At 64.5% G+C, this 9,982-nt stretch carries 17 protein-coding genes; 15 read left to right on the top strand and 2 right to left on the bottom strand.

Annotated elements, in window-relative coordinates:
• The 15 genes from AC3WQM_RS27215 to AC3WQM_RS27145 all read left to right on the top strand — a co-directional run.
• Positions 1-75 (top strand): EF-Tu C-terminal domain-related protein (locus AC3WQM_RS27215; protein ID WP_492679784.1); only part of this gene is annotated, 75 nt, incomplete at its 5' end.
• A gap of 21 nt (positions 76-96) precedes the next feature.
• A complete protein-coding gene (gene rpsJ / locus AC3WQM_RS27210; RefSeq protein ID WP_007838118.1) occupies positions 97-411 on the top strand; it encodes a 30S ribosomal protein S10 in 315 nt (104 codons plus the stop codon).
• 151 nt (positions 412-562) lie between these two features.
• Positions 563-2,161 (top strand): hypothetical protein, encoded by a 1,599-nt coding sequence (locus AC3WQM_RS27205; RefSeq protein WP_492683108.1) that lies wholly within the window; start codon positions 563-565, stop codon positions 2,159-2,161.
• A 17-nt stretch (positions 2,162-2,178) separates the two neighbouring features.
• Complete coding sequence (locus tag AC3WQM_RS27200) at positions 2,179-2,733, top strand: hypothetical protein (RefSeq protein WP_492683106.1); 555 nt, start codon at positions 2,179-2,181, stop codon at positions 2,731-2,733.
• Between the two features lie 236 nt (positions 2,734-2,969).
• Positions 2,970-3,650, top strand: a complete 681-nt coding sequence (rplC, locus tag AC3WQM_RS27195) for a 50S ribosomal protein L3 (protein WP_489061989.1) — start codon at positions 2,970-2,972, stop codon at positions 3,648-3,650.
• Entirely contained in the window at positions 3,650-4,270 is a 621-nt protein-coding gene (rplD, locus tag AC3WQM_RS27190; RefSeq protein ID WP_013543942.1) for a 50S ribosomal protein L4, read from the top strand. Before rplC ends, rplD begins: the two co-directional genes overlap by 1 nt.
• Positions 4,267-4,602: a 50S ribosomal protein L23 gene (gene rplW, locus AC3WQM_RS27185; RefSeq protein ID WP_056576559.1), complete on the top strand. Its 336-nt coding sequence runs from the start codon at positions 4,267-4,269 to the stop codon at positions 4,600-4,602. Before rplD ends, rplW begins: the two co-directional genes overlap by 4 nt.
• 2 nt (positions 4,603-4,604) lie before the next feature.
• Positions 4,605-5,429 (top strand): 50S ribosomal protein L2, encoded by an 825-nt coding sequence (gene rplB, locus AC3WQM_RS27180; RefSeq protein ID WP_056576555.1) that lies wholly within the window; start codon positions 4,605-4,607, stop codon positions 5,427-5,429.
• Between the two features lie 10 nt (positions 5,430-5,439).
• Positions 5,440-5,718: a 30S ribosomal protein S19 gene (gene rpsS, locus AC3WQM_RS27175; RefSeq protein WP_062478874.1), complete on the top strand. Its 279-nt coding sequence runs from the start codon at positions 5,440-5,442 to the stop codon at positions 5,716-5,718.
• A gap of 9 nt (positions 5,719-5,727) precedes the next feature.
• Positions 5,728-6,060: a 50S ribosomal protein L22 gene (rplV, locus tag AC3WQM_RS27170; RefSeq protein WP_007838134.1), complete on the top strand. Its 333-nt coding sequence runs from the start codon at positions 5,728-5,730 to the stop codon at positions 6,058-6,060.
• A gap of 17 nt (positions 6,061-6,077) precedes the next feature.
• Positions 6,078-6,989 (top strand): 30S ribosomal protein S3, encoded by a 912-nt coding sequence (gene rpsC / locus AC3WQM_RS27165; protein WP_056576551.1) that lies wholly within the window; start codon positions 6,078-6,080, stop codon positions 6,987-6,989.
• A gap of 52 nt (positions 6,990-7,041) precedes the next feature.
• Complete coding sequence (gene rplP / locus AC3WQM_RS27160; RefSeq protein ID WP_007838137.1) at positions 7,042-7,458, top strand: 50S ribosomal protein L16; 417 nt, start codon at positions 7,042-7,044, stop codon at positions 7,456-7,458.
• A gap of 55 nt (positions 7,459-7,513) precedes the next feature.
• Complete coding sequence (gene rpmC / locus AC3WQM_RS27155; protein ID WP_056577224.1) at positions 7,514-7,723, top strand: 50S ribosomal protein L29; 210 nt, start codon at positions 7,514-7,516, stop codon at positions 7,721-7,723.
• 9 nt (positions 7,724-7,732) lie between these two features.
• Positions 7,733-8,002, top strand: coding sequence for a 30S ribosomal protein S17 (rpsQ, locus tag AC3WQM_RS27150; RefSeq protein ID WP_056576548.1), 270 nt, complete (start codon positions 7,733-7,735; stop codon positions 8,000-8,002).
• A gap of 83 nt (positions 8,003-8,085) precedes the next feature.
• A complete protein-coding gene (locus tag AC3WQM_RS27145) occupies positions 8,086-8,592 on the top strand; it encodes a peroxiredoxin (RefSeq protein ID WP_492683104.1) in 507 nt (168 codons plus the stop codon).
• Between the two features lie 7 nt (positions 8,593-8,599).
• Here the strand turns inward: AC3WQM_RS27145 and AC3WQM_RS27140 are convergent, their stop codons facing one another.
• Entirely contained in the window at positions 8,600-9,190 is a 591-nt protein-coding gene (locus tag AC3WQM_RS27140) for a GNAT family N-acetyltransferase (protein WP_492683102.1), read from the bottom strand.
• Entirely contained in the window at positions 9,187-9,900 is a 714-nt protein-coding gene (locus tag AC3WQM_RS27135; RefSeq protein ID WP_307696670.1) for a cytochrome b/b6 domain-containing protein, read from the bottom strand. Before AC3WQM_RS27135 ends, AC3WQM_RS27140 begins: the two co-directional genes overlap by 4 nt.
• Between the last annotated feature and the right edge of the window lie 82 nt (positions 9,901-9,982).

Below are 9,982 nucleotides of genomic sequence, written 5' to 3'. Positions count from 1 at the left end.
GGCCTGCGCTTCGCCATCCGTGAAGGCGGCCGTACCGTGGGTTCGGGCGTCGTGGCCAAGATCCTCGACATCTAAGCTGGAAGCAAAGGAATCACCATGGCTACCAAGCAAAAGATCCGCATCCGCCTGAAGGCATTCGACTACAAGCTGATCGACCAGTCGGCCGCTGAAATCGTGGACACCGCCAAGCGCACCGGCGCGATCGTCAAGGGCCCCGTGCCCCTGCCGACCCGCATGAAGCGTTTCGACATCCTGCGTTCGCCGCACGTCAACAAGACGTCGCGCGACCAGCTGGAAATCCGCACGCACCAGCGCCTGATGGACATCGTTGATCCCACCGACAAGACCGTGGACGCGCTGATGAAGCTCGACCTGCCGGCCGGCGTCGACGTCGAGATCAAGCTGCAGTAATTCGACCTCGCGTCGCATTCCGAGCACAGCCCGCCCGCAGAAATGCAGGCGGGCTTTTTTGTGCTTCACGTTTGATTCTCAACTGTGGCATCCTCGCGCACCGGCCTGCAGGACGCAGTGCGCCGGGGCTGAAATGAGGGCAGCACACGTGATGAGCCAGAAGTTCTCTTTTGCATTCGGTGCGGCGTGCATCGCCGCGGCATTGCTGGCGGGTTGCGGTGGGGGCGGCGGTGGGGGCGGCGGTGGTGGCGGAGGCGGCGGTGGGTTTCCCATCGGCCTGCCGATCGTGCTGAACCCGGTCGCCCTGAGCGGGAAAGCCACCTACGACTCGGTGCCGAACAACAACGGCCCCCTCGTGTACGCGGACACCACGGCCAAGCCCGTGCGCGGCGCCACGGTGGAAGTGATCGATGCCAACACATCGGCGCAACTCGCGCTGACCACCACGGATGACGGTGGCAACTACGCGGTCTCGGTGCCGGCCAACACGAACATCGCTGTGCGCGTGCGAGCCCAGTTGACCCGGACCGGCTCGGGTGCCACCTGGGACGTCACGGTGCGCGACAACACCCGCAGCGACGCCATGTATTCCATGCAGTCGCCGAGCTTCTCGTCGGGGAGCGCGGCGTTGACGCGCGACCTGCGGGCGGACAGCGGCTGGGACGGCTCGCGATACAGCGGGACGCGGGTCGCGGCGCCGTTCGCCGTGCTCGACACGGTCTACACCTCCATGCAGAAGGTGCTGTCGGTGGCGCCGGCTTCGGCGTTCCCTCCGCTGAAGGTCTTCTGGAGCATCAACAACACGCCCTCGGCCGGTAGCCTGGCGGCGGGCCAGATCGGCACGACCTTCTTCTTCAACAACGGAAGCAGCGGCCGGCAGATCTATGTGCTCGGCAAGGAAGACGTCGACACCGACGAGTTCGATGCGCCGGTGATCGCGCACGAGTGGGGGCACTACTACCAGTCGGCCTTCAGCCGCGACGATTCGATGGGCGGCGAGCATGACGGGACCGATCGTCTCGACCGCCGGCTCGCGTTGTCCGAGGGCTGGGGCAATGCGTGGTCGGGCATCGCCCTCAATCGAAGCAACTATGTGGATTCGACTGCCGGCGGGCAGCAGGGCGGGGGCAAGCCGCTCGATCTGTCGGCCGGTCCTTCGAGCAATCCGGGCTGGTTCCGCGAACTGTCGGTCCAGTCCATCCTGTGGAACCTCAACCGGCAGGCTGGCTTCAAGCCCATCCACGACACCTTGACCGGCTTCCAGTTCCGAAGCGGCGCGGCGGTCACGTCGATCCACGCCTTCGCCGCGGCGTTCAATGCGACGTCGCCTGGCAACGCCTCGGCGCTGAACAGCCTGTTGAGCGCGCAGAACATCATCTCCAACGATGCCTTCGGCGCGGGCGAAACGAACGATGGCGGGTTGCCCACCGTGACCGGCGTGCTGCCGATGTACCGGGCCTTGACTGTTGGTGCGATGCTCAACAACGTCTGTGTTTCCAACGTGGCGGGCTCGGGCAACAAGCTCGGCAACATCGCCTACCTTCGCTTCACCGCGCTGGCGAACCGGGACTACCAGATCACGGTCGGGGGCGCCGCGCAGCCGGACTTCGACGTCTTCCGGGGCGGAGAGATCGCTCGATCGGGCAGCCGGGTCAGCCTGAGCGCGGGCGAGTACGTTCTGGCGGTGCGGGATGCCGCAATGACGAGCTCCTCTGCTTCGCCGGTGTGCCTCAGCGTGCTCGTTCAATAAGGAAGGGAAGGCTCGCGATGATCCTGAACACTCGCCTCTCTCTGGCTGCCGCACTGGCGGCGGGACTTGCACTGTCCGCGCTCTCGGCCTGCGCCCTGGCCGACGGGGTGCCGCCGACGCGCACCACCGCGAAGTTGTCACCTGCAGGCCCGAAGGGCTCCGCCACGCCCTGGGTGACCGCATCGAGAAAACCCAACGATTCCGGCGTCAAGCTGCAGTACCGGCTGGGCGGCGCGCCGCAGGCCGGCAAGCCGACCGTGGTCGTCCTCCAGTTCGACGGCGTCACCGATCCCGCGGGCGCCAGCGTGGCGTTGACGGTCGATGCGGGGCTGACGCTGTCCGGCAGCGCGTCGCTGAGCCTGCCGCCGGGGCAGCGCTCCGACGCTTCCGTCACGGTGGTCAGCCAGGGCGAGGGGCTGGCCTACCTGAACGTGTTCATCACGCAAGGCGGCCGGACCAGCGCCATTTCCATCCCGATCCAGACCGGCGCGGCGGCACCCGCCATGAAGGCCGGCGGCGAGATCAAGTCGCTGCCAGGCGGCGACAACATCATCTCGCTGCCCGCGAAATAGGCCCGAAAGCCAGCCGAAACGGGGTCGGAAGCCCCTGAATCCGGCCCGAACAGGGCTACTTGCGCCCCGGTTCGACTGCGGGCTATAATCTCTGGCTCTGCCCTTGTTGCGTCCGTTCGGGCGCCGTTTTGGCAGAGATTTATCAACCTTCTCTCGCAGGCCGGGAAACCAGCCAAACGCTGTCGCCAATTGAAGTGGCAGCGGCGAAGGAAGTCTTCCATTTTTGGAGAAAACAAATGAGTCTGAGCAACTCCCTCGGGTTGCTGGGCCGCAAGGTGGGGATGATGCGTCTCTTCACCGATGACGGGGACGCAGTTCCTGTCACGGTGGTGGATGTGTCCAACAACCGTGTGACCCAGATCAAGTCCCAAGAGACCGATGGCTACGTCGCCCTGCAGGTGACGTTCGGTTCGCGCAAAGCATCGCGCGTGACCAAGCCCCAAGCCGGCCACCTCGCCAAGGCGGGTGTCGAAGCTGGTGAAATCAGCCAGGAATTCCGCGTCACCGCCGATACCGCAGGTCAGCACAAGGCTGGCGGCGTGATCGCGGCAAGCAGCGTGTTCTCCGTGGGCCAGAAGGTGGACGTGCAAGGCACGACCATCGGCAAGGGCTACGCCGGCACGATCAAGCGTCACAACATGAGCTCGCAGCGCGCGTCGCACGGTAACAGCCGTTCGCACAACGTGCCCGGCTCGATCGGCATGGCACAAGACCCCGGTCGCGTGTTCCCCGGCAAGCGCATGACGGGCCACCTCGGCGACGTCACCCGCACGACGCAAAACCTCGACGTGTTCCGCATCGACGAAGCACGTCAGCTGCTGCTCATCAAGGGCGCGATCCCGGGTTCGAAGGGTGGCTTCGTCACCGTGCGTCCCGCCATCAAGGCCAAGCCGCAAGCGGCTGAAGGAGCGAAGTAATGCAACTCGAACTCCTGAACGAACAAGGCCAGGCCGCGTCGAAGTACGACGCCCCCGAGACCGTGTTCGGCCGTGACTACAACGAAGACCTGGTTCACCAGATCGTCGTTGCATTCCAGGCCAACGCCCGTCAAGGCACGCGCGCCCAGAAGGACCGCGAACAGGTCAAGCACTCGACCAAGAAGCCTTTCAAGCAAAAGGGAACGGGCCGCGCCCGTGCCGGTATGACGTCCTCGCCCCTGTGGCGCGGAGGCGGTCGTATTTTCCCGAACATGCCTGACGAAAACTTCTCGCAGAAGATCAACAAGAAGATGTACCGCGCCGGCATGGCCGCCATCTTCTCGCAGCTCGCTCGCGAAGGCCGTCTGGCCGTGGTCGATTCGCTGACCGTGGATTCGCCCAAGACGAAGCCGCTGGCAGCCCGTTTCAAGGCAATGAATCTCGAGTCCGTGCTCGTGATCGCCGAAGAAGTCGACGAAAACCTGTACCTTGCCTCGCGCAATCTGGTCAACATCCTCGTGGTCGAACCCCGTTACGCCGATCCGGTGTCGCTGGTTCACTACAAGAAGGTGCTGGTCACCAAGGGTGCCGTCGACAAGCTCAAGGAGATGTTCGCATGAGCCGCGTGAACCCCACCCCTGCACAACGTAAGTTCGACGAAGGCCGTCTCATGAACGTGCTGGTCGCACCGATCGTGTCCGAAAAGGCCACGATGGTCGGCGAGAAGTCGAACGCTGTCACTTTCAAGGTGCTGCAAGACGCCACCAAGCCCGAGATCAAGGCCGCTGTTGAACTGATGTTCAAGGTCGAAGTCCAGGGCGTGTCGGTGCTCAACACCAAGGGCAAGACCAAGCGCTTTGGCAAGTCCATCGGCCGCCGCGACAACGTGCGCAAGGCTTATGTGACGCTGAAGGCCGGTCAAGAGCTCAACCTCGTCGGGGAAGGCGCTTAATCATGGCCGTCATCAAGATGAAACCCACTTCGCCGGGCCAACGCGGCGCGGTGAAGATTTCGCGTGACCACCTGCACAAGGGTGCGCCTCACGCAGCCCTGCTGGAACCCCAGTTCCAGAAGGCCGGCCGTAACAACAACGGTCACATCACGATCCGCCATCGTGGCGGTGGTGCCAAGCACCACTACCGCATTGTCGACTTCGTGCGCAACAAGGACGGCATCCCGGCCAAGGTCGAACGCATCGAGTACGACCCGAACCGCACCGCCCACATCGCTCTGGTCTGCTACGCCGACGGCGAGCGCCGCTACATCATCGCCCCGCGCGGTCTGGAAGCTGGTGCAACCCTGATGTCGGGCGCAGAAGCCCCGATCCGCGCCGGCAACACCCTGCCGATCCGCAACATCCCCGTGGGTTCGACGATCCACTGCATCGAGCTGCAACCCGGCAAGGGTGCGCAGATCGCTCGTTCGGCCGGTACCTCGGCCACGCTGCTGGCCCGTGAAGGCGTCTACGCCCAGGTCCGCATGCGTTCGGGCGAAGTCCGCCGCATTCACATCGAATGCCGCGCGACCATCGGTGAAGTGGCGAACGAAGAACACAGCCTGCGCCAGCTCGGCAAGGCCGGTGTGAAGCGTCACATGGGTATCCGCCCGACCGTTCGCGGCGTGGTGATGAACCCGGTCGACCACCCGCACGGTGGTGGCGAAGGCAAGACTGGCGAAGGCCGCCATCCTGTCGACCCGTGGGGCAACCTGACCAAGGGCTATCGCACCCGTAACAACAAGCGCACGCAGGTCTTCATCGTGTCGCGTCGCAAGAAGTAAGGGGTAGCCAATGACTCGCTCTCTCAAAAAGGGTCCTTTCGTCGACCACCACCTGGTGGCCAAGGCCGACAAGGCCGTGACGAACAAGGACAAGAAGCCGATCAAGACCTGGTCGCGCCGCTCGATGGTTCTGCCCGAGTTCATCGGTCTGACCATCGCTGTGCACAACGGCAAGCAACACGTGCCCGTGTACATCACCGACCAGATGGTCGGCCACAAGCTCGGCGAATTTGCGCTCACGCGCACGTTCAAGGGGCACCCCGCGGACAAAAAAGTCCAGAAGAAGTAAGGAACGACCATGTCTGAAACACGTGCAGTCCTCCGCGGTGTCCGCCTGTCGGTCGACAAGGGCCGTCTGGTCGCGGACCTGATCCGCGGCAAGAAGGTCGATCAAGCGCTCAACGTTCTGCAATTCACGCAGAAGAAGGCCGCTGTGATCATCAAGAAGGTGCTCGAGTCGGCAATTGCCAACGCCGAGCACAACGACGGTGCCGACATCGACGAGCTGAAGGTCAAGACCATCTACGTCGAGCAAGGTGCAACGCTCAAGCGCTTCACGGCGCGCGCCAAGGGTCGCGGCAATCGCATCAGCAAGCCCACGTGCCATGTGTACGTGACGGTTGGCAACTAAGAAGGCCTGGAAGAAATATGGGACAGAAAATCCACCCAACCGGGTTCCGCCTTGCGGTCACCCGTAACTGGTCCAGCCGTTGGTACGCAAGCGACCGCGATTTCGCGGGCATGCTGGCCGAAGACATCAAGGTTCGCGAATACCTGAAGAAGAAGCTGAAGAACGCTTCGGTGTCGCGCGTCATGATCGAGCGTCCCGCCAAGAACGCACGCATCACGATCTACTCGGCTCGTCCGGGCGTCGTGATCGGCAAGAAGGGCGAAGACATCGAGAACCTCAAGCGCGAACTGGGCAAGCAGCTCGGCGTGCCGGTTGCAGTCAACATCGAAGAAGTGCGCAAGCCTGAAATCGATGCGCAGCTGATCGCCGACAGCATCACGCAGCAGCTCGAAAAGCGGATCATGTTCCGCCGTGCCATGAAGCGCGCCATGCAAAACGCCATGCGTCTGGGTGCCCTGGGCATCAAGATCATGTCGTCGGGCCGCCTGAACGGCATCGAAATCGCTCGTTGCGAGTGGTACCGCGAAGGTCGCGTGCCCCTCCACACGCTGCGCGCCGACATCGACTACGGCACCTCGGAAGCCAAGACCACGTACGGCGTCATCGGCGTCAAGGTCTGGGTCTACAAGGGCGACACGCTGGGTCGTAACGACCTGCCGGCCGTCGAAACGCCGCGTCCGGACGAAGAGCGCCGCCCGCGTGGTCCCCGCCGTGATGGTCGCCCTGGCGACCGTCCGGGTGGCGACCGTCGTGGTCCCGGCCCCCGTGCCGGTGCCCGTGGTCCGATCGGTGGCAACACCGCTCCGGCCGATGGCAGCGACAAGCCCGCAGAAGCAACCGGCGGTGCCGGTGCAGACTCGAAACCCGCCGTTAAGCGCGTCCGCAAAGCCGCGCCCGCTGCAGCAGCGGACGGTGCCAAGACCGAGTAATCGGTCGCTCCCGGGCACGCAAGTGCCTGGGGCCCTCACGGAGTAACAAAACATGCTGCAACCTGCACGCAGAAAGTTCCGCAAGGAACAAAAGGGCCGCAACACCGGCATCGCAACCACGGGTAACTCGGTTGCGTTCGGTGACTTCGGTCTCAAATGCACCGACCGCGGTCGCCTCACGGCGCGCCAGATCGAAGCCGCTCGTCGCGCGATTTCGCGTCACGTGAAGCGCGGTGGCCGTATCTGGATCCGCGTGTTCCCGGACAAGCCGATCTCTACCAAGCCCGCTGAAGTGCGGATGGGTAACGGTAAGGGCAACCCCGAGTACTACGTCGCTGAAATTCAGCCTGGCAAGATCGTGTTCGAGATCGTCGGCGTGCCCGAAGAACTCGCCCGCGAAGCGTTCCGCCTGGCCGCCGCCAAGCTTCCGCTGCGTACGACGTTCGTCGCTCGCCAGCTCGGCGCCTGAGAGGAGAACACCCATGGCAACACGTAAGAAGAAAGAAACCGCGGCTTCGGCCAAGGTGACGAAGGCCGCAACCCTGCGCACGAAGGACGTCGCAGGCCTGCAAGCCGAAATCAAGGATCTGCAGAAGGCCCACTTCGGCCTGCGCATGCAGAAAGCCACGCAACAGCTGTCGAACACCACGACGCTGCGCGTGACGCGTCGCGACATCGCTCGCGCCAAGACCATTCTTGCTCAGAAAGAGCAAGAGACCCAAGCCGCCAAGTAAGGAGTGAACATGACGGAAGCTAAAAAATCCCTCAAGCGCACCTTGATCGGCAAGGTGGTCAGCGACAAGCGTGCCAAGACCGTGACCGTGCTGGTCGAGCGCCGTGTGAAGCACGAGCTCTACGGCAAGATCGTGGCCAAGACGAGCAAGTACCACGCCCATGACGAAAAGGGCGAGTACAAGCTGGGCGACACCATCGAGATCACGGAAAGCCGTCCGATCTCGAAGACCAAGAACTGGGTTGTGACCCGTCTGGTCGAGAAGGCCGCCCTGGTCTGATCAAGCACCCGGTCGCCCTCGAGGCAACCCATCCGAAAACGGCCCACAATGTGGGCCGTTTTTCTTTTTCAGGAGCAAATTACATGATCAAAGTCGGCGACACCCTTCCTTCGGCCACCCTGCAGGAATATTCCGAAGTCGAGGGCGAGGGCTGCAGCATCGGCCCGAACGCGGTCGACGTGACCAAGGCCACGGCGGGCAAGACCATCGCGCTGTTCGCACTGCCGGGCGCCTTCACGCCCACCTGCTCGGCCAAGCACGTGCCAGGCTACGTGCAGCACTTCGACGACTTCAAGGCCGCCGGCGTGGACGAGATCTGGTGCGTGAGCGTGAACGACGCTTTCGTGATGGGCGCCTGGGCGCGCGACCAGAAGACCGGCGCCAAGGTGCGCATGCTGGCCGACGGCAGTGCCGACTTCGCCAAAGCCACCGGCCTCACGCTCGACCTGACCGGCCGCGGCATGGGCCTGCGCAGCAACCGTTACTCGATGCTCGTGAAAGACGGCAAGGTCACGACGCTGAACGTCGAAGGCCCGGGCAAGTTCGAAGTGAGCGACGCCGACACGCTGCTCGCACAAGCCCGCGGCTGAAACAGGCCTAGAGATCTACCTTGAGGTAGTGAGCCCCGGCGACGGGGTTGTGATAGTAGGGCGGCACCTCTGCGAAGCCCAGGTCTTCGTAGAGGGCGCGCGCCGACTCCATGTCGTCGAGGGTGTCGAGCAGCACGCAGGCATAGCCTGCGCTGCGTGCCGCATCGAGGATGGCTTCGGCCAGCTGCCGGCCCAGCCCAAGCCCCCGGAACCCGGGGCGCACATACAGCCGCTTCATTTCCGCTGCGTTCGCGTAGTCCGTGGTGTCGATCGGGCGCAGCGCGCAGCAGCCCGCCACGTGGGCGAGCGTGCCGTCGGCGCGCTTCAGCGTGGGCGCGGCGCGGCCGGCGTCTTCGTTCACATGGGCGGGATCGACCAGCGCCAGCAGCAAGGTGCCGCGCGGCTCGGCGTACTCGCCGGGCAGGTCGGCCAGCTCGCCATCGAAATCCTGGAACGCGAGGTCGATGGTCAGCGAGCCCGCGTAGTCGCGGAAGATGGCGCGCACGGCGTCGACTTCATGCGGTTCGTCGGGCACGAGGAGCACCACCGCCGGCGTGTCCGACAGCGGCAGCGGGCGGGAGACGGAAAAGCCGCTCATACGCGCAACGACGCCACCCAGAACGCCACGCCCGCGCACAGCGCGAACAGCACCAGCGCCAGCGTGCGCGACACTGCATCGTCGCGGCTCGGGGCCACGCCGTTGCCATTGCCGTTCCCGTTCCCGTTGGCGGCCGCACCCGCGACCACCAGCTTGTCGCCCGACAGCATCGGCCCGACCAGCCGGTGCCGCTTGACCAGCACATAGAACAGCACCGCCAGCACATGCAGGCTCACGAGGGCGATCACGATCCACTTGCCCTGCGCCTTGTGCCAGCCCGTCGCCAGGCTCACCATCGCGCCCGACACGAAGCGGGTCAGCGGCCCGGAGGCCGAAATCTCGTCGTCGGCCATCAACCCGGTGGCGACCTGCAGGATCAACAGCGCCAGCACCGCGAACACCGACAGCGCGCCCAGCGGCGTGTGGCCGATCAGGTGGTCGGGGTGCGACTTGCCGCGCAGGTAGGCGATGACCGAGCCCGGCGCATAGATGAAGGCCGCGAAACGCGACCAGCGCCCGCCCACGACCCCCCAGACCAGCCGGAACAGCAGCAGCGCCAGCACGGTGTAGCCGAGGCGGAAATGCCATTCCATGATGCCGTTCAGGCCCGTCACGATCAGGCCGATCACGGCGAAGGCGAGCGCCCAGTGAAAGAGGCGTGTCGGCAGGTCCCAGACGCGTGTGCGGGCCACCGAGAGGGTGTCGGTCATCGAAAAAGGCGCCGGGGCGCGAGGCTGCGGAAGGCGCAGATTAGCAAAGTCCGGCCCGGTCCTTCCACCGGGTTGTTGCTAT

Source organism: Variovorax sp. FW301-JW7, from assembly GCF_058788795.1.
This window is presented reverse-complemented; position numbering and strand designations above follow the sequence as displayed.